We start from the raw sequence: 18,389 nt of genomic DNA, 5'->3' as shown, positions 1-18,389 counted from the left end.
ATGAGCACGCCCCTGCAAACGTTGACGGTCGCCGCCGCCACGCCCTATCCCATCCACATCGGCGCCGGCCTGCTCGACGATGGCGCGCTGCTGGCGCAGCCGCTGCGTGGCCGGCATGCCCTGATCGTCAGCGACGCCAACATCGCACCGCTGTATGCCGACCGCGTGGAAGCCGCGCTGCGCGCCGCGCGGCCGGAACTGCACATCGCCCGCCACTTGATCGGCGCCGGCGAGGCTGAAAAGACCCTGGCGAATTTCAGCGGCGTCATCGATGCACTGGCGGCGCTGGGCGCCAGCCGCGACGGCTGCGTGTACGCGCTGGGTGGCGGCGTGGTCGGCGACCTGGCCGGCTTCGCCGCGGCCTGCTGGATGCGCGGGATCGACATCGTGCAGCTGCCGACCACGCTGCTGTCGATGGTGGACTCCTCGGTCGGCGGCAAGACCGCGGTGGACATCCCGCAGGGCAAGAACCTGGTCGGCGCCTTCCACATCCCGCGCGCGGTGATCGCCGATACCGCGACCCTGCGCACGCTGCCGCCGCGCGAACTGCGCGCCGGCCTGGCCGAAGTCATCAAGTACGGCGCCATTGTCGACGCCGGTTTCCTGCACTGGCTGGACGCGCACCACGCCGCCCTGCTGACCGGCGACGACGCCATGCTGGCCGAGGCGATCGCCTGCAGCTGCCAGCACAAGGCCGCGATCACCGCGCGCGATCCGCTGGAACACGGCGAGCGCGCGCTGCTCAACTTCGGCCACACCTTCGGCCACGCCATCGAGGCCGAACAGGGCTATGCCGAGGGCCTCAACCACGGCGAGGCGGTGGCGGTGGGCATGCTGCTGGCGGCGCGCCTGTCGGCCGCGCTGGGGCTGGCCTCATGGACCGATGCGGAAGCGCTGCGTGCGCTGCTGCTGCGCTTCGGCCTGCCGGTGGACGTACCCGCCGGGTTGGCACCGGAAGCGCTGCTGGCGCGGATGCGGCTGGACAAGAAGGTGCAGGCCAGCGGGCTGCGCTTCATCCTGTGGGACGGTGCGGGCGCGGCGCGGATCGTCGCCGACGTGGATGAGAGCGCCGTGCTGGCGGTGCTGCGCGACGCCGGCTGAGCCCCGGCACGGCTCACTGCCCCGGCGGCGGCTCCCACAGCTCGATCTTGTTGCCGTCCGGATCGACCACCCAGCCGAACCGGCCGTGTTCGGAGTCCTCGCGCTTGTCGAGCACCTCGCAGCCTTCCTCGCGCAGCGCGGCCAACAGCGCGTCCAGATCGGCCACCCGGAAATTGACCATGAACGGCGCGGTGCTGGGCGCCATGTAGTCGGTGTCGGCGGCGAACGGACTCCACAGCGTCATCCCCGGCGCGCTGTCCGGGCCTCCCCACTGGAACACCACCCCGCCCCAGTCGGTGACGTCCAGGCCCAGGTGCTCCCGATACCAGGCGCCGAGGCGCTTGGGGTCGGGGGATTTGAAGAAAATGCCGCCGATACCGGTCACGCGTTGCATGTCATCTCCCCTGATTGGCTACTGCTTGGCCCATCGCGCCGGGCGCGCGAGCGCCGGTCCAGCACCTTACAATGCCGCCCCATGCGCCTGCTGCTGCAACAACGTCCCGATGGCCGCGAAGCCCCGCGCTTCGTCCAGCTCCAGCTTCAGCCCGACCTGCTGGGCGGTTGGGAGCTGCTGCGCGAGGCCGGCCAGACCGGTGGCCGCAGCAGCCTGCGCAAGACCTTGTACAGCGACCAGCCCAGCGCCCTTGCGGCACTGGAGAAGGAACGCGACGCGCAGCTGAAGAAAGGCTTCCAGCTGGTGTTCGCGCAGGGCGCAGACGCGCCGAAATGACCGCCGCCGCGGCCGGCCGGCGCCGGCCCGCATGACCGTTCCCGCCGCCGCATCGCGCACCGGCAAGCACATCCTCGATGGAGTAAAACCCTTGTCCACGCCCCTGAAAAACGACCGCTTCCTGCGCGCGCTGCGCCGTGAACCGGTGGACTGCACCCCCGTCTGGCTGATGCGTCAGGCCGGCCGCTACCTGCCGGAGTACCGCGCCACCCGCAAGGCCGCCGGCAGCTTCCTGGGCATGGCCAAGAACCCCGAGATCGCCTGCGAGGTCACCCTGCAGCCGCTGCGCCGGTTCCCGCTGGACGCGGCGATCCTGTTCTCCGACATCCTGACCGTGCCCGACGCGATGGGCCTGGGCCTGTACTTCGTCGAGGGCGAGGGCCCGAAGTTCGAGCGGCCGCTACGCAGCGTTGCCGATATCGACCAGCTGGCAGTGCCGGACATGGGCAGCAGTCTGCGCTACGTGATGGACGCGGTCAGCCTGATCCGCCGCGAACTGGACGGCGCGGTGCCGCTGATCGGTTTTTCCGGCAGCCCGTGGACGCTGGCCTGCTACATGGTGGAAGGCGGCGGCAGCAAGGACTGGGGCAAGGTCAAGGCGCTGGCGCTGAACGAACCCGCGGCCATGCACAAGCTTCTGTCGGTGGTCACCGATGCGGTGATCGCCTACCTGTCGGCGCAACACGCGGCGGGCGCGCAGGCGCTGCAGGTGTTCGACACTTGGGGCGGCACTCTCGGCCCGGCGATGTACCGCGAATTCTCGCTGCCCTACCTCACCCGGATTGCCGCCGCGCTGAAGGCGCTCGGGGTGCCGGTGATCCTGTTCGGCAAGGGCAACGCGCCGCATCTGGACGCGCTGTTCACCAGCGGCGCGGACGCCATCGGCGTGGACTGGACGGTGACGCTGGAAGACGCCGCGCGCCGCAACGGCGGCCGGGTGGCGCTGCAGGGCAACATGGATCCGGCGATGCTGTATGGCAGCCCCGACGCGGTGCGCGCGCAGGCACGCGCGGTGCTGGACAGCTACCGCGACGGCAACGGCGGCAGCCGCGAGGGCCACGTGTTCAACCTCGGCCACGGCATGTCGCCGGACATGAACCCCGACCACGTGGCCGCGCTGGTGGACGAAGTGCACGCCTACAGCGCGCGCTGATTACCGCAGGCAACGGTTAGCACCCGGCACCGCCGGGGCGTCGCAACCACAAGCTGCGACAAGCACCCGGCGCGACCGCGGCAGCGCAACCAAGCGAGTATCGGGGAGCGACTTGCGCTGCCGCGGTCGCGCCGGGTGCGCTGCCACAACGAAGCCAACCTCGAGCCCGCTAAACCGCTGCCGCCAGCAGCGTCTCCAACGCCTGCCCCAGCATCTCCCCGGTCACCGGCTTGCGCAGGAAGCCATCGAAGCCGGCCGCGCGCGCCTGCGCTTCCGCCTCGCCGTCGGAGCGCGCCGTCACCGCCAGCAATGGTGCCGCGAAGCCGCGGTCGCGCAGCGCGCGCGCCAGCGCCAAGCCGTCCATGCCGGGCAGGTCCAGATCCAGCAGCGCCGCATCGAAACGGCGGGTGGCCGCCTCCGTCAGCGCGCCCAGACCGTGGCCGGCATGGGCCACCACGTGTCCCTGCGCGCGCAGCAGGCCGGCAATGGCCTGCGCCACGATCGGGTCGTCCTCCACCAGCAACAGCTGCAGCGTCGGTACCGACGCCGCCCCGGCGAGCGGGATTGCCGAAGGTGCAGCGCCTGGTGCATTGGCCACAGGCGACAGCGGCAGTTCCACCAGGAAGCGCGTTCCCTGCCCCGGCGCGCTTTCCACCGTGATGCGGCCACCCATCGCTGCCGCCAGTTCCTGCGAGATCGCCAGCCCCAGGCCGCTGCCGCCATAGCGCGCCGCAGTGCGCGCGCCGTCGGCCTGTTCGAAGCGGCGGAACAATCGCTCGCGCTGCTCCGGATTGAGCCCCGGGCCGCTGTCTGCGACCACGAAGCGCACGCCCTGCGGCTGCAGCGCAGACACCTCCAGCGACACGTGCCCGGCTTCGGTGAACTTGACCGCGTTGCCGATCAGGTTGAGCAGGATCTGCTGCACGCGGGTGCGGTCGCCCTGCAGCGCGCGCGGCGCGTCGGCATCGACGTGCTCGGCGAACACCAGCCCCTTGCGCTCGGCCAGCGGCGCCATCAGCCCGGCCACCTCGCCAAGCAGCGGCTTCAGCGCGAATGGCGCGTCCACCAGCTCCAGCCTGCCGGCCTCGATGCGCGCCATGTCCAGCGCGTCGTTGACCAGCCGCAGCAGGTGCTCGCCGGCGCGGCGGATGGCTTCGACGTGGCCGCGCTGCTGCGTGTCCAGCGGCGTGCCCTGCAGCAGCTCGGCCATGCCCAGCACGCCGGTCATCGGCGTGCGCACCTCGTGGCCGAGGGTGGCGAGAAAGCGCGACTTCGCCTGCGACGCCTGTTCGGCCAGCGTGCGCTTGTGCTCGGCCAGCTGCCAGGCGTGGCGGCGCTTCAGGCGCTGGCGATACGCCAGCGCCAGCCAAGCCAGCAAGGACAGTGTCGCCAGCGCCCACGCCGCCAGCGCCCAGCCGCTGCGCCACCACGGCGGCGACACCACGAACGCCAGCTGCTGTTCGGCGGCGGCATTGCCGGCGGCGTCCTGGCCGCGGATGCGCAGCACGTAGCGACCGGGCGCCAGGCCGGTGAACACGCGCTCGCCGCTGGCGCCCAGCGCCACCCAGCTGCCGTCGAAGCCGTCCAGCCGCGACCAGTAGCGGTTGCCGGCCGGATCATCGAAGGCCAGCAGGCGCGCGCGCACCCGGAACTCGCGATCCTCGTTGCCCAGCACCACGCCGGGCAGCGGCGGCAGCGCCTGCCACTCGCCCTCGCGGCGCACCGCGATGCCGTCGAAGCGCAACACCGGCCGCAGCGCGGCAGCATCGGCAGCGCCAGTCTCGACCAGCCGCAGGCCGCCGTCGGCGGTGGCCGCGACCAGCACGCCGTCGTCGCGCAGCAGCGCCGCGCGGTCCAGGTATTCCTCGCTGCCGCCCGCATCGCGGGTGCCGATGCGGCGCAGATTGCGACGTGTGGGCTCCCAGCGATACAGCCCGCGCGAAGTGGTGATCCAGACCCGGCCGCGGGCATCCACCAGCAGCGCGGCCGCGGCCACCGCCGGCATGCCGAAACGCGCATCGATGCGCTCCACCCGCGACCAGCCGGCGGCGCCAAGCCGGTAGCGCTCCAGCCCGCTCAGGCGCTGCACCCACAGCTTGTTGGCTCCATCGAAGGCGAGCGCGAACGCGCGTTCGCTGCCCAACCCCGGCTGCGGCTGGAACCGCCTGCCGGCGGCATCGAAACGCAGCAGGCCGGTGCTCGTCGCGAGCCAGGGTTCGCCGGCCGGGGCCAGCGCCATGTCCTCGATATCGGCATCGCCCAGCCCGCCAACCGATCCTGCGGGCATGTCGCGCAGGATCGCGCCGGTGGCCGCATCGCGCTGCTGCACGCCGGCGCCGGGCGCGGCCAGCCACAGGCTGCCGTCTCTGGCCGGCAACAGCCGGGTGACCAGACTGGACGGCGCCGGGGCCTGCGCGTCGCTGGCGGTCCACTCGTCGATGGCGCCGTCCGTACCGATCCGGATCAGCCCGCCGCGGTGCGACACCCACAGCCGCCGCGCTGCGTCCTCGGCGATCGCCGCCAGCTTGACGTTGCGCAGCCGCTCCAGCGCGTCGGCACCCAGCGCGGCAACGGCGCCGTCGGCATCCATGTGCTCGATCACCCCACCCAGCCCGCCCAGCCAGGCGCCGCCGTCGCCAGCCTTGCCCAGCGCGCGGTAGATCCCGCCCTGCAGGCCGTCCGCAGCGCCGTGGAATTCCGCCAACTGGCGCCAGTCCGAACGCAGGTAGCCCAGGCCCAGGCCCATCAGCGGCACCCACAGTGCGCCGTCGCGCTCGATCGACAGCGTGCTGACCGCGCGCGGAATGTCCGGACCGCCCAGCGGCACCGGCACCGGCGGCGCATCGCCACGCTGGTGCCACAGACCGCGCTGGCTGCCGATCCAACGGTCGCCGCGCGGATCGGTGGCAAGCGCCATCATCGCATTGGGGCGATGGAACATCGGCGACCAGGCCGGCTGCGCCCAACTGCCGCGCGCATGCCGCCAGACGCCGGCCGAAGTGCCGACCCACAGCCCGTCCGGCTGCTGGGCCAGCGTGTACACCATCGGCTCGCCTTCGGCGCCGGGCAGCGCCACCCGCTCGAACGCGCCGTCACCGCGACGGCGGGCAAGGCCGGCGGTGGTGCCCACCCACAGCACGCCGTCGGCATCGGTGGCCAGGGCCAGGATGGTGTCCGACGGCAGCCCGTCGCGCGCCGCGGAAAAATGCCGCATCGCCCCGCTGGCATCGATGCGGGTCAGGCCGCCGTCGTAGGTGCCCAGCCAGACCGCGTCGCCCTGCCGCGACAGCGCCCACACGTCGTCGCTGACCAGCGACGGATGGGTGGCCTTGCGGTAATGGGTGAAGCGCTGCCGGCTGGCATCGAGCACGCTGACGCCTTCGCCTTCCACCGCCACCCAGATCCGGTCCGCCGCGTCCACCAGCAGCGCCTGCACGTGGTTGCCCGGCAGGCCGCCGCCGGCATCCGGGGCGTAGCGCCAGACCCGCATGCCCACGCCATCGAAGCGGGCCAGGCCGTCAACTGTGCCGATCCACAGATAACCGTCGGCATCGCGCGCCAGCGCCTTGATCTCCGAAGAAGGCAGGCCCTGCGCCGGGCCGGCCACGCGGAACCGCGGGCGCTCTGGCACCCCTGCCAGCGCGCAGGCGCAGGCCAGCCACAACAGCAGCACGAACCGGAATCGATGCGTCATGTCCCCTCCCCGACGCCGATGCTGGCAACGCTACGTTGCACTTGCAAGCACGCCGGCACGACCAACCGCCGCCTAGAATCCCCGCACCATCCGACACCGTGGCGAGAACCCGATGCCCAAGACCGCCCCGCGCAGCGATTGGCCCGCCCTGAGCAAGGTGCTGCACTGGCTAATCGCGCTCCTGATCCTGGCGATGGCCTGGCTGGGCCTGACCATGGGCGAGATGCCCAACGGCCCGGACAAGATCGCCACCTATGCGCTGCACAAGTCGATTGGCCTGAGCATCCTCGCGCTGGTGGCGCTGCGGCTGCTGTGGCGGCTGTACGCCGGTGCACCGGCGACGCTGGCGGGCACGCCGCGCTGGCAGGAGCGCATCGCCGCGCTGACCCACCTGGCGCTGTACGCGCTGCTGCTGGCATTGCCGCTGAGCGGCTGGCTGCTGAACTCCGCCGCCGGCTTCCCGCTGCAATGGTTCGGCGTGTTCAACCTGCCGGCGCTGGCCGGCCGCGACGAGGCCCTGCACGAACTGGCGGAACAGACCCACGAGTTGCTGTTCTGGGCGCTGGCCGGGCTGGTGGTGCTGCATGCCGCCGCCGCCCTCCACCACCACCTGTTCCTGGGCGATGCCACCCTTGCCCGCATGTTGCCGCGCGGCTGGCTGCGCGCCGGCGCCCACGCGAAACCGGAGAATCCAGATGCGTAACCCGATGCACAAGATGCTGCTGCCGGCGCTGCTGGCCCTGTCCATCCCGGCCGTCGCCGCCGACTACGTGCAGGCGCCCGGCTCGACCCTGGCGTTCGCCGGCAAATACCAGGGCGAGGTGTTCGTCGGTCGCTTCCCCGGCTTTTCCACCAGGCTGTCGTTCGACCCGCACAAGCTGGAAGGATCGCGGCTGGAGGTGACCATCCCGATGGCCACCGCCACCACCCGCAATGCCGATTACGACGGCGAGATGCGCGGCGCTTCGTTCTTCGATGCGGCGAAGTTCCCGCAGGCCACCTACGTGGCCACCAAGTTCCGCGCGCTGGGCAGCAACCGCTACGCCGCCGACGGCACCCTCACCCTGCGCGGCGCCAGCAAGCCGGTGACGCTGACCTTCGAATGGACGCAGGGCGAAAACCCGGTGCTGTTCGGCCGCGCCGCGGTGCAGCGGCTGGATTTCGGCGTCGGCGGCGGGCAGTGGGCCGACACCGGGCTGATCCCCAACGCCATCGCGGTGAGTACGCGGGTGCTGCTGAAGCCCGCGCCGTGATGGCGCAGCCGGCCCGCTACGCGCCGGCGCAGAAGCCGCGCACGCGCTCGGCGTCGAACGGCCAGTCCAGCTCGGCGCCGCTGTCGTCGTCGCACAGCACCGGCACGCGCAGCCCGTAGCGCGCTTCCAGCGCCTCGTCGTCGTCGACGAACACGGTGTCGAATTCCGGAATCCGCGCCACCGCCAGCACCTCCAGCGCCAGGTCGCACAGGTGGCAGCGGTCGCGCTGGTAGAGGATCAGGGCCATACGCTCGCGTCCTTGGTGCGGTGATTGCCGGCCTAGAATAGCCACCTCCCCCCGTCCGGCAATCCCCACGCACATGGCCGTTTCCACCTTCGACCTCTACAAGATCGGCATCGGTCCCAGCTCGTCCCATACCGTTGGCCCGATGCGCGCCGCCGCGCGCTTCGTCAGCCACTGGCTGCAGGAGAACGACGTGCTGGCGCGCACCGCGCGGATCCGCGCCGAAGTGTTCGGTTCGCTGGCACTGACCGGCCGCGGCCACGGCACCGACAAGGCGGTGTTGATGGGGCTGGAAGGCCACTGGCCGAACCAGATCGACCCCGACATCATCCCGCCGGCGCTGGAGCGCATCCGCGCCAGCAAGCGCCTGCGCCTGGGCGGGCAGCACGAGATCGCCTTCGACGAGAAGCGCGACCTGGTGATGAACAAGCGCCAGAAGCTGCCCTTCCACACCAACGGCATGCGTTTTTCCGCCTTCGATGCCGATGGCGTCGAGCTGGCCACCCGCGACTACTACTCGGTCGGCGGCGGCTTCGTGGTCAACCAGGACGAGGCCGCGGAGGACCGCATCGTCGCCGACACCACGCCGCTGCCGCATCCGTTCAACAGCGGCGCCGAGCTGCTGGCCGAATGCGAACGCAGCGGGCTGAGCATCGCCCAGATGATGTTCGAGAACGAAAAGGCCTGGCGCAGCGAGGACGAAATCCGCGAGGGCCTGCGCGAGCTTTGGCAGGCGATGCAAAGCTGCGTGGCGCGCGGCATGCGCGCCGGCGGCACCCTGCCGGGCGGCCTGCACGTGGTGCGCCGTGCACCGGCCCTGCACGCCGAGCTGGCCTCGAAGCCGGAAGCGGCGATGCGCGACCCGCTGACCGTGCTCGACTGGGTCAACCTCTACGCGCTCGCCGTCAACGAGGAAAACGCCGCCGGCGGCCGGGTGGTCACCGCGCCCACCAACGGCGCGGCCGGCATCCTGCCGTCGGTGCTGCACTACTACGAGCGCTTCTGCGCCAGCGAGAAGGATGCCGCCGCGCGCGAGCAGGGCATCTTCACCTTCCTGCTCACCGCCGCCGCGATCGGCATCCTGTACAAGGAAAACGCCTCGATCAGCGGCGCCGAAGTGGGCTGCCAGGGCGAAGTGGGCGTGGCCTGCTCGATGGCCGCCGCCGGCCTCACCGCGGCGCTGGGCGGCAGCCCCGGCCAGATCGAGAATGCCGCCGAGATCGGCATGGAACACAACCTCGGCCTGACCTGCGACCCGATCGGCGGGCTGGTGCAGATTCCCTGCATCGAGCGCAACGCGATGGGCTCGGTCAAGGCGATCAACGCCAGCCGCATGGCCCTGCGCGGCGACGGCCAGCACAAGGTGTCGCTGGACAAGGTCATCAAGACCATGCGCGAGACCGGCCGCGACATGCAGGACAAGTACAAGGAAACCAGCCGCGGAGGCCTCGCGGTCAACGTCATCGAGTGTTGAAAGCTGGGACGGAGATCAAGACCTCAGCCCTCGGGCCGCTATCGGTTTCAAGGTAATCTCGTTGGCACGGGATCCACGGGGAAATCTCGATCAGCTGTCCATCCGCCAAAGGTCATGCTTTCGCGCTCCGCCGGGCCTTCCAGCGCCTGTTGCGGCCGTGGCTGCTTTTGCTCACGCTGGCCACGCCGCTGAGTGCTGGCGCGCTGGAAGCCGACAAGCCGTTCAGCGATTACGTCGTCGACAGCTGGGACGTGAAACAGGGCCTGCCGCAGATCAGCGTGCTGGCGATGACCCAGGACGCCGATGGCTACCTGTGGTTCGGCACCCAGGGCGGGCTGGCGCGCTTCGACGGGGTGCGCTTCCATCGCTACAACCCGCGCGACACCCTCGGCGTGAACAGCAACATCCAGGCGCTGCTGGCCGACCGCCAGCGGCGGCTGTGGATCGGCACCACGCTGGGCCTGCTGGTGCTGGAGGACGGGCGTTTCCGGCGGGTGCTGCCGGCGGATGCCGACGGCAAGCCGGCGCTGGCCTTCCCGGTACGGGCGCTGGCGATGACCGACGGCCGCGTACTGGTGGCAGGTGCGGAGGGCGTCTACACCCCCGAGGGTGGCCGCCTGCGCCTGTTGCATGCCCTGCCCGAGCCGGCCTTGAGCCTGCTGGTGCGCCCCGACGGACTGTGGGCCGGCGGCGCCGGGCGGGTCTACCGGATCCGTCCGGGCACGACCGAGGCCATCCCGCTGCCGGCAGCGGCAGGCAGCCCGGTCACCGCGCTGGCCTGGCACCACGGCCGCATCTGGGCGGGCGGCAACCGCGGCCTGTTCCGCTTGCAGCACGGCGTCTTCCTCGGCGCGGGCACGGGCAACGCGCCGACCATCGAGGCGATGGCCAGCGACCGCGACGACAACCTGTGGATCGCGACCTCGCAGTATCTGGAGCGGTGGCGCGGCGGCCAACCGATCGAACGCATCCAGGACAGCCGCGGCAGCATCGCCATCCGCGCGATCTACGAGGACCACGACGGCAACCTGTGGCTGGGCAGCCAGACCGAGGGCGTGGCGCGGGTCTGGAATGGCTATACCCGCCGCCTGGACCATGCCGTTGGCCTCGCCAACCCGCTGCTGTGGGCGATTTCCGGGGCACCCGACGGCAGCGTCTGGCTGGGCACCGTCAACGGCGTGGAAGTCTGGCGAAACGGCCGCATCCAGCAGGCGGTGGCCGGCGCGCGGCTGCCGCATCCGGAGGCCTACAGCCTGCTGGCGGAAGCCGGCCAGGTCTGGATCGGCACCCGCGCCGGTGCGGCCGTGCTGCGCGACGGCCGGCTGGAGCAGCCGGCGGTGCTGGCGCCGCTGCGCAACCTGCAGATCAACGGCATCGTCCGCGATCGCGGCGGTCGGCTGTGGTTCGCCAGCAGCGACGGGCTGTTCATGCTCGGCCGCGACCATCGGCTGCTCCGCTACGGCCCGACCGAAGGACTGGCCGACGCCCGCATCCGCATCGTCCACGAAACCCGCGACGGCCGCCTGCTGGTGGGCTCCACCCGTGGCCTTTACGAATGGCGCGACGGCCGGATCCTCGCGCTGGGTCGGCAGACCGGGCTCGATGACGAGATCGCCGTCACCGCCCTGCTCGAGCTGGCGAACGGGCACTGGCTGGTGGGCAGCAGCAACGGCGACAGCCTGCACCTGTTCGACGGCAAGCGCTGGCACGCCTTCGGCAGCAGCCGCGGCCTGCCGATCAACATCCCCTTCCACCTCGCCGAGGACGCCGGCAGCCTGTGGGTGGCCGGCATGCAGGGCGTGTACCGGCTGCCGCTGGCGCAGCTTGAGCGTGCGCTGCAGTCGCCGGCCCTGCAGCTGGACCCGCAGCTGGTCATCAACTCCGGCTTCGACCGCCCCGGCGGCCAGCAGGACAAATGCTGCAACGGTTCCGGCAACGGCCGCGGCCTGCTGCGCGACGGCCAGCTGTGGCTGCCTACCCGCGACGGCGCGCTGCTGGTGCAGCTGGCCACCGCCGAAGCCGGCACGCCGCGGCCGGTGCGGATCGAAGCGGTGGCGACGCAGGGCCGCGCCTACGCTGCCGGCCAGGACGCACTGCGCCTGCCGATGGACGCGCGCGACCTGCGCTTCGACTTCACCGTGCCGGCATTCCAGCCGACCCGGTTGCCGCGGCTGCGCTACCGGCTGGTCGGTTTCGAGCAGCGCTGGCGCGAACTGGACAACCCGTCGCTGCGCTCGGCCAGCTACATCAACCTGCCGCCGGGCGAGTACCGTTTCGAAGTGGCCGATTTCAGCCGCGCCGATCCGCTGGCCGGCAGCGCGCGCCTGGACGTGGCCGTGCCGCCCCACCTGTACGAAACCCTGGCCTTCCGCGTGCTGGCGGGATTGCTGGCGGTGGGATTGGTCTGGCTGGGCTACCTCGGCCTGCGCCACCGCTACGCGCGCCAGCGGATGGTGCTGGAGCAGCTGGTGCAGGAGCGCACCCGCGACCTGCAGGCCGCCAACGCCAGGCTGAAGGAAATCAGCTTCACCGACCCGCTCACCGGCCTGCACAACCGCCGCTACCTGACCCAGCAGATCCCCGTCGACCTGTCGTTCTACCAGCGCGATCCCGACTATCGCGAGGGCCGCGAAGCGCTGGTGATCGCGCTGCTCGACGTCGACCACTTCAAGGTCATCAACGACACCTGGGGCCACGCCGCCGGCGACCGCGTGCTGGAACAGCTGGGCCAGCTGCTGGGCGAGCTGAAGCGCAGCGGCGACTACGTGGCGCGCTGGGGCGGCGAGGAATTCCTGCTGGTGCTGCGGCCGCTGCCGCGCGGCAGCGTGGCCAGCATCGGCGAGCGGCTGTGCTCCCGCATTGCCGCGCACCGCTTCGACCTTGGCAACGGCGCCGAGCATCGGCTAACGGTATCCGTCGGCTTGGTCGAATGCCCGCTGTTCCGCGACCACCCGGACCTGCTGGGCTGGGAACAGCTGGTCACCCTGGCCGACCGGGCGATGTACGCGGTCAAGAATTCCGGGCGCAATGGCTGGATGGGGTATCGCCCGCTGCCGCAGGCGCGGCTGCCGGAAGACGTTTCTGGCTATCGCGACAATCCGCGCCAGCTGCTCGACAGCGGCCTGCTGGAACTGTTCGGCGCATCCGCGAGTACCACCGCCGCAGCGGCGCCGGCCGCACCACCTCCGCAACCGGGATGAGCCCATGCAGAACCTCATCACGACATCGCTGCGTGGCGCCCTGCTGACCGGCCTGTATTTCGTCGGGGCGGTGATCGCGGTGCTGTACCTGCGCACCCCCGCCGACGTGACCCTGTTCTGGCCCGCCGCCGGCATCGGCTATGCGCTGGTGCTGCGCTACGGGCTGCGCTACGCGCTGGTGATCCCGCTGGCTCAGCTGCTGGTGCACCTGCTGGTGGTACCGGTGCCCGCGACCTTCCTGCCGTTCTCGCTGGCCAGCAACTACATCGGCACGGTGGCTGCCTGCGCCTACGTGGCAAGCCGGCAGTCGCGGTTGCAGCTGCGCATCGCCGACGGCTTCCTGCTGCTGCGCGGCGGCATCCTGCTGTCGGCGGCCAGCGCGCTGGTGGGCGCTGCCGGCATGCTGGTCGCCGGCATGGCCCCGGCTGCGGACCTGCCGCGGGTGCTGCTGCAATGGACGCTGGGCGACCTGCTGGGCGTCACCGCCATCGTCCCGTTCTTGCTGCTGTTCTTCGCGAGGAACCTGCCGGTGCGGCTGCCCGCGCCCAGCGGCGCCAGCCACCGCGAGCGCCTGGCCTGGATCGCGGCGATGCTGCTGACGCTGGCCGTCGGGTTTGCCATCGCGCGCCGCGGCAGCCTGTATCCGCTGTCGATCGCGACCCTGCCGCTGGCCCTGCTGCTGTGGTCGGCGGCGCGCTACCCGCCGCTGTTCACCGCCGGTGCGACCATGCTGGTCACCCTGCTGCTGGCGTTGGTGTTGGGTCTGGGCCTGGGCGGCACCGATCGCCCGGAGCTGCTGCACGATACCGCGCTGATGATGGGCACGCTGGTGGTGAACTCGGTTGTGCCGATCCTGCTGGTGGCGTCCTACAACGAACGTGCCGACACCATGGAGGCGCTGCGCGTGCGCGCCACCATGGACCCGCTGACCGGCCTGCTCAACCGCGACGCCTTCGAAGATCTGGCGCGCACGCGGCTGGCGCGCTCGACCGAGGCGCAAACTCTGCTGTACGTGGATCTGGACAACTTCAAGCTGGTCAACGATGCCGCCAGCCATGCCGCCGGCGACGAGGCGTTGCGACACGTGGCAACGCTGGTGCGGGACGCTTTCGACAACGATGCGCTGGTGGCGCACAGCAGCGGCGACGAATTCACCATCCTGGCACCGCAGGACGTGGCCACCGCCACCGTCGCCGGGCGTCGCCTGTTGGCCGCGATTGAAGAGCTGCGGGTGGTCTGGCAAGGCGGCACCCTGCGCGCCACCGCCAGCATCGGCATCGCCGCCAGCCTGCCGCCGCACGCCAGCTTCGACGACCTGCTGTCGCAAGTGGACACCGCCTGCCACGAGGCCAAGGAGCTGGGCGGAAACCGCCTGTTGGTGGCCGGCCAGAACGCCGAAAGCCTGCGCAGCCGCAGTCGGATGATGCGCAATGCGCTGGACGCGCGCGAAGCGCTGGACCAGCGCCGCTTCGAGCTGTGGTGCCAGCCGATCGTGAACCTGCACGCACCCGGTGCGGTGCAGACGCATTTCGAAGTGCTGCTGCGCTGGCGCGACGGCGAGGGCCGGTTGCGCGCGCCGGCCGACATGATCGCCGCGGCCGAGCGTTACCGGCTGGGCCCGCGCCTGGACCGCCACGTGCTGGATGAGGTGCTGGACTGGCTGGATGCACACCGCGCCGCGGCGGCGCAGATCGGCCAATGCAACATCAACCTCGGCGCCGCCACCCTGGCCGACGACGAGTTCGCGGATTACGCCGCCGGCCGCCTGCGCCACAGCCCGCTGGGGCCGGGCCAGCTGTGTCTTGAAATCACCGAAACCAGCGTGGTCCGCGACCTCACCCGCACCCGCCGGTTCATTGCCCGCATGCGCGAGCTGGGCTGCCAGTTCGCGCTGGACGACTTCGGTACGGGCTTCTGTTCGTTCGGCTACCTGCGCGACCTGCAGGTGGACTACCTCAAGATCGACGGCGGCTTCGTCCGCGACCTCGCGGAATCGCGGCTGTCGGAAGCGGTGGTGCGTTCGATCACCGAGATCGCCCACCTGCTGGACATGCGCGCGGTGGGCGAACAGGTGGAGACCGAGGCACAACTGGTCCGCCTGCAGGCGCTGCAGGTCGACTACGCCCAGGGTTACGTGTTCCAGCGGCCGGTGCCGATCGCCGATTTCTTCGGCCTGCCCAACGGCTGAGCCGTGCTGGCCTGGATCGCCAACGCATCGTCCAGCAGCGCCGCCGCGGTCACCGCCGCGCCGGCGCCGGGCCCCTGGATCAGCAGTGGCTGTTCGCGATAGCGGTCGGACCAGATCGCCACCCGGTTGTCGGTGCCGCCGCCACCCACCAGCGGGTGCTCGGCAGGCAGGGCTTCCAGACCCACCGTGGCGCGCCCGTCGACATCCAGACGGGCGACGAAGCGCAGCTTCGCGCCGTCCTTGTAGGCACTGGCGTAGCGCTCGCGCAGCGGTGCGTCCAGCGCCGGCAGCGCGGCATCCAGCGCCTCGCGCGGCAGCGCCGCCAGCGCCGGCGGCACCAGCGACTGCACCCGCACCGCCTCGGCCTCCAGCGGGAAGCCCGACGCGCGCGCCAGGATCAGCAGCTTGCGCCGCACGTCCTCGCCGGACAGGTCTTCGCGCGGGTCCGGCTCGGTATAGCCGGCATCACGCGCCTGCCGGACGAAGCCGGAAAACGGCTGCTTGCCGTCGTAGTGGTTGAACAGCCACGCCAGCGAACCGGACAGCACCCCGGCGATCGCGTGGATGCGGTCGCCACCGGCCTGCAGCGCACGCAGCGAACGCAGCAGCGGCAGCCCGGCGCCGACCGTGGCACTGTCGCCGTAGTGGCTGCCGCCCGCCCGCTGCGCGGCCTGGATCGCCCGCCAGCGCGACAGCGCAGTGCCTTGCCCCAGCTTGCAGGCGGTGACCACGTGGATGCCGCGCGCCAGCCAGTGGGCATGTTGCGCCGCCACCGCTTCCGAGGCGGTGGCGTCGATGACGATGCGGGTGCCGGTGCCCGCCAGCGCGTCGTCCACCGCGGCCAGCGAACTGGCCTGCGGCGCATGCTGCAGCAGCAATTCGCCGGCGTCGCTGGGAATGCCGGCGGGATTGCCGAGCGCGTAGCGCGAATTGGCCGCGTGCACCAGCGACAACCGCTGCCCCAGCGGGGTGCCCTGCCAGCCGGCCAACCGCGCCCACACCGCGCTGCCGACAGTACCGGTGCCCAGCAGTGCCAGCCGCGCCGGTGCGACCTGCGCCGTGCGCAGCGCCGCGATGCGCGCGCTCACCGTGCAGCCTGGCGTTTGTCCGCGCCCGCAGCCTGCGCGCGCACCAGTGCATCGGACAGGTCGGCCAGCAGGTCGTCGACGTGCTCGATGCCCACCGACAGCCGCAGCAGCCCATCACCGATACCGGCGGCGGCGCGCGCCTCGGCGCTCATCGCCGCGTGGGTCATGGTGGCCGGGTGCGCGACCAGACTCTCCACCCCGCCCAGCGATTCGGCCAGGGTGAAGTAGCGCAGGCCATCGATGAAGCCGCGCACGGCGGCCTCGCCGCCGTCCAGCTCCACGCTGAGCATCGCCCCGAAGCCATGCTGCTGCCGCGCCGCCAAGGCGTGACCGGGGTGGCTTTCCAGTCCCGGGTAATGCACGACGCGCACCGCCGGGTGGCCATCCAGCAGCGCCACCAGCGCGCGGGTGTTCTCCTGGTGCACGCGCAGGCGCGCGTCCAGCGTGCGCAGGCCGCGCAGGGTCAGGAAGCTGTCGAACGGCGAGCCGGTCAGGCCCAGCGCGTTCGCCCACCACGCGAACTGTTCATGGATCGCCGCATGCTTCGCCACCACCGCGCCGCCGACCACGTCGCTGTGGCCGTTGATGTACTTGGTGGTGGAATGCACCACCGCGTCGGCGCCGAAGTCGGCGATCGGCCGCTGCAGCGCCGGCGACAGGAAGGTGTTGTCGGCCACCGCCAGCGCGCCGGCGGCGTGCGCGGCCTCGATCACCGCGCGCAGGTCGGTGATCCGAAGCAGCGGGTTGGAGGGGGTTTCGATCCACACCAGCCTGGGCTTGCGCGCCAGAGCCGCGGCCACCGCCTGCGGGTCGGTGAGATTGCAGGTAAGCAGCTCGAACGCGCCCTTCTTCGCCAGCGCGTTGAACAGCCGCCAGCTGCCGCCGTAGCAGTCGTGCGGCACCACCAGCACGTCGCCGGGCTGCAGCAGCGCGTTCAGCACCAGGGTGATCGCGCCCATGCCGGTGGCGGTGATGACGCCGCCCGCGCCACCTTCCAGATCGGCCAGCGCCTCGCCCAGCAGGTCGCGGGTGGGGTTGCCGCTGCGGGTGTAGTCGTAGCTGCGCTTGTCGTTGAAGCCGGCGAAGCTGAAGTTCGACGACAGCACCAGCGGCGGCGTCACCGCGCCGAAAGCGGTATCGCGGTCGATGCCGGCGCGCACCGCGCGGGTGGCGGCGCGGCTGTCGGCGGCGGGGATGCCAGTGCTCATGCGGAAACTCCGGTGGATGCGTGAAGGGGAATGCGGGTGGCGGGGCCGAACAATTCGCTGGCCAGCAGCGCGTCGATGCGGTCGGTTTCCTTGAGGAAGGCGTCGTGGCCGTAGGGCGAGCGCAGCACGCGCAGGCGGCCGCGGCCGCCGAGGCCTTCGATCAGCTCCACCGCGTCCGCCATCGGCACCAAGCGGTCGCCTTCGACCGCGATCACCGACACCGGCACGCCCACCTGCGCGGGATCGATGCGGTGCAGGTCGATGGACTCGGACAGCCGCAGCCAAGCGGTGGGCGAGACGCGGGCGACGAACTTCGCGCCGGCGGCGTCGAGGTAGTCCTCCGCCGCCACCCGCACCTGGCCGTTGCAGATCCGCGGCAGCGCGTCGAAGCGCTCGGCGAATTCCTCCGGCGTGCGGTAGCTCAGCATCGCGAACTGGCGGGCCAGCGACAGGCCCTGTTCGTCGGCGCACTGCAGCCGGCCCAGCGCCACCGCCTTGCGCTGCAGCGCGCGCCATGCCGCGGCATACGGATGCGGCCGATGCACGCCACTGACCGCCACCAGCTTGCGCAGCCGCGCGGCATGCCGCACCGCCAGCTGCAGGCCCACCAACGCGCCGTAGGAATAGCCGACGTAGCCGGCCAGCGCATCGATGCCCAGCGCGTCCAGCAGCAGCGCCACCGCATCGGCCTGGTCGGCGGTATCGATGGGCGCGTCCAGGCTGCCGTCGGCACCGACATAGTCGAAGGCGAGGATGCGCAGCCGCGACGGATCCAGTGCGCGACCGGCCCCCAGCAGGCCCTCGGCCCAGCCGGGGGCGGCGTCCAGCGCATTGGCGGCGACGTGGCGATGCGCGGAAATGCCGCCGGCCACGAACACCACCGGCGCACCGGCGGGACCCACCAGTTCGTAGTCCAGGCGCAGCCTGCGGGTGCCGGCATGGCGGCTGGCCAACACCGCGTCCACGCTGCCGCGGCGGGCATCGGCGGTGTCCGCCGGAACCGCGGGCATCGGCTCCGCCGCCCGGGGGAGGGGGTGGCGGGACGGGGCGATGCAT

Annotated in this window: 14 protein-coding genes; 8 read left to right on the top strand and 6 right to left on the bottom strand. The window is 71.5% G+C overall.

Annotation, left to right across the window (positions count from 1 at the left end):
- A complete protein-coding gene (gene aroB, locus E5S66_RS04070) occupies positions 1-1,101 on the top strand; it encodes a 3-dehydroquinate synthase (protein WP_246037143.1) in 1,101 nt (366 codons plus the stop codon).
- Positions 1,102-1,114: 13 nt separating this feature from the next.
- Here the strand turns inward: aroB and E5S66_RS04065 are convergent, their stop codons facing one another.
- The gene (locus E5S66_RS04065) at positions 1,115-1,495 is read right to left on the bottom strand and encodes a VOC family protein (RefSeq protein ID WP_138347695.1); all 381 of its coding nucleotides are present in this window, start codon (positions 1,493-1,495) and stop codon (positions 1,115-1,117) included.
- Between the two features lie 81 nt (positions 1,496-1,576).
- On the opposite strand from E5S66_RS04065, the gene E5S66_RS04060 reads away from it, so the two are divergent.
- Together E5S66_RS04060 and hemE are read left to right on the top strand one after the other, a co-directional pair.
- Positions 1,577-1,831 carry a WGR domain-containing protein gene (locus tag E5S66_RS04060; RefSeq protein ID WP_138347694.1) on the top strand — a complete coding sequence of 85 codons (255 nt, stop codon included), beginning with the start codon at positions 1,577-1,579 and terminating at the stop codon, positions 1,829-1,831.
- Between the two features lie 91 nt (positions 1,832-1,922).
- Entirely contained in the window at positions 1,923-2,984 is a 1,062-nt protein-coding gene (gene hemE / locus E5S66_RS04055) for a uroporphyrinogen decarboxylase (protein WP_246037142.1), read from the top strand.
- A 169-nt stretch (positions 2,985-3,153) separates the two neighbouring features.
- Here the strand turns inward: hemE and E5S66_RS04050 are convergent, their stop codons facing one another.
- The gene (locus E5S66_RS04050; RefSeq protein ID WP_138347690.1) at positions 3,154-6,678 is read right to left on the bottom strand and encodes a hybrid sensor histidine kinase/response regulator; all 3,525 of its coding nucleotides are present in this window, start codon (positions 6,676-6,678) and stop codon (positions 3,154-3,156) included.
- A gap of 112 nt (positions 6,679-6,790) precedes the next feature.
- On the opposite strand from E5S66_RS04050, the gene E5S66_RS04045 reads away from it, so the two are divergent.
- Both E5S66_RS04045 and E5S66_RS04040 read left to right on the top strand, forming a co-directional pair.
- Positions 6,791-7,381 carry a cytochrome b gene (locus E5S66_RS04045; RefSeq protein ID WP_138347688.1) on the top strand — a complete coding sequence of 197 codons (591 nt, stop codon included), beginning with the start codon at positions 6,791-6,793 and terminating at the stop codon, positions 7,379-7,381.
- A gap of 13 nt (positions 7,382-7,394) precedes the next feature.
- A complete protein-coding gene (locus E5S66_RS04040) occupies positions 7,395-7,931 on the top strand; it encodes a YceI family protein (protein ID WP_138347857.1) in 537 nt (178 codons plus the stop codon).
- Between the two features lie 16 nt (positions 7,932-7,947).
- Here the strand turns inward: E5S66_RS04040 and E5S66_RS04035 are convergent, their stop codons facing one another.
- Positions 7,948-8,178 carry a glutaredoxin family protein gene (locus E5S66_RS04035; RefSeq protein ID WP_028839838.1) on the bottom strand — a complete coding sequence of 77 codons (231 nt, stop codon included), beginning with the start codon at positions 8,176-8,178 and terminating at the stop codon, positions 7,948-7,950.
- A 73-nt stretch (positions 8,179-8,251) separates the two neighbouring features.
- On the opposite strand from E5S66_RS04035, the gene E5S66_RS04030 reads away from it, so the two are divergent.
- The 3 genes from E5S66_RS04030 (at position 8,252) to E5S66_RS04020 (ending at position 15,037) form a co-directional block, all read left to right on the top strand.
- Entirely contained in the window at positions 8,252-9,649 is a 1,398-nt protein-coding gene (locus E5S66_RS04030) for an L-serine ammonia-lyase (protein WP_138347686.1), read from the top strand.
- A gap of 149 nt (positions 9,650-9,798) precedes the next feature.
- Complete coding sequence (locus E5S66_RS04025) at positions 9,799-12,849, top strand: ligand-binding sensor domain-containing diguanylate cyclase (protein WP_138347684.1); 3,051 nt, start codon at positions 9,799-9,801, stop codon at positions 12,847-12,849.
- A gap of 4 nt (positions 12,850-12,853) precedes the next feature.
- Complete coding sequence (locus E5S66_RS04020) at positions 12,854-15,037, top strand: putative bifunctional diguanylate cyclase/phosphodiesterase (protein WP_171033464.1); 2,184 nt, start codon at positions 12,854-12,856, stop codon at positions 15,035-15,037.
- Here the strand turns inward: E5S66_RS04020 and E5S66_RS04015 are convergent.
- The 3 genes from E5S66_RS04015 to metX are packed head-to-tail and all read right to left on the bottom strand — an operon-like array spanning position 14,980 to position 18,385.
- A complete protein-coding gene (locus tag E5S66_RS04015) occupies positions 14,980-16,125 on the bottom strand; it encodes a homoserine dehydrogenase family protein (protein ID WP_246037122.1) in 1,146 nt (381 codons plus the stop codon). The genes E5S66_RS04020 and E5S66_RS04015 overlap by 58 nt on opposite strands.
- Positions 16,122-17,333: an O-succinylhomoserine (thiol)-lyase gene (locus E5S66_RS04010; protein WP_138347680.1), complete on the bottom strand. Its 1,212-nt coding sequence runs from the start codon at positions 17,331-17,333 to the stop codon at positions 16,122-16,124. The genes E5S66_RS04015 and E5S66_RS04010 overlap by 4 nt, the downstream gene beginning before the upstream one ends.
- Entirely contained in the window at positions 17,330-18,385 is a 1,056-nt protein-coding gene (metX, locus tag E5S66_RS04005) for a homoserine O-succinyltransferase MetX (protein WP_425472160.1), read from the bottom strand. Before metX ends, E5S66_RS04010 begins: the two co-directional genes overlap by 4 nt.
- Between the last annotated feature and the right edge of the window lie 4 nt (positions 18,386-18,389).

Source organism: Thermomonas fusca (assembly GCF_005862345.1).
GTDB lineage: Bacteria > Pseudomonadota > Gammaproteobacteria > Xanthomonadales > Xanthomonadaceae > Thermomonas > Thermomonas fusca.
The sequence above is the reverse complement of the archived record's forward strand: the minus strand, read 5'-3'. Positions and strand labels throughout refer to the sequence as shown.

Excerpts from the sequence above, each read along its gene's own strand:
- E5S66_RS04030 (WP_138347686.1), top strand. The coding sequence starts at position 8,252 with ATGGCCGTTTCCACCTTCGACCTCTACAAGATCGGCATCGGTCCCAGC.
- E5S66_RS04045 (WP_138347688.1), top strand. The coding sequence starts at position 6,791 with ATGCCCAAGACCGCCCCGCGCAGCGATTGGCCCGCCCTGAGCAAGGTG.
- aroB (WP_246037143.1), top strand. The coding sequence starts at position 1 with ATGAGCACGCCCCTGCAAACGTTGACGGTCGCCGCCGCCACGCCCTAT.
- E5S66_RS04020 (WP_171033464.1), top strand. The coding sequence starts at position 12,854 with ATGCAGAACCTCATCACGACATCGCTGCGTGGCGCCCTGCTGACCGGC.
- E5S66_RS04035 (WP_028839838.1), bottom strand. The coding sequence starts at position 8,178 with ATGGCCCTGATCCTCTACCAGCGCGACCGCTGCCACCTGTGCGACCTG.
- E5S66_RS04065 (WP_138347695.1), bottom strand. The coding sequence starts at position 1,495 with ATGCAACGCGTGACCGGTATCGGCGGCATTTTCTTCAAATCCCCCGAC.
- E5S66_RS04060 (WP_138347694.1), top strand. The coding sequence starts at position 1,577 with ATGCGCCTGCTGCTGCAACAACGTCCCGATGGCCGCGAAGCCCCGCGC.
- E5S66_RS04010 (WP_138347680.1), bottom strand. The coding sequence starts at position 17,333 with ATGAGCACTGGCATCCCCGCCGCCGACAGCCGCGCCGCCACCCGCGCG.
- E5S66_RS04040 (WP_138347857.1), top strand. The coding sequence starts at position 7,395 with ATGCTGCTGCCGGCGCTGCTGGCCCTGTCCATCCCGGCCGTCGCCGCC.
- E5S66_RS04050 (WP_138347690.1), bottom strand. The coding sequence starts at position 6,678 with ATGACGCATCGATTCCGGTTCGTGCTGCTGTTGTGGCTGGCCTGCGCC.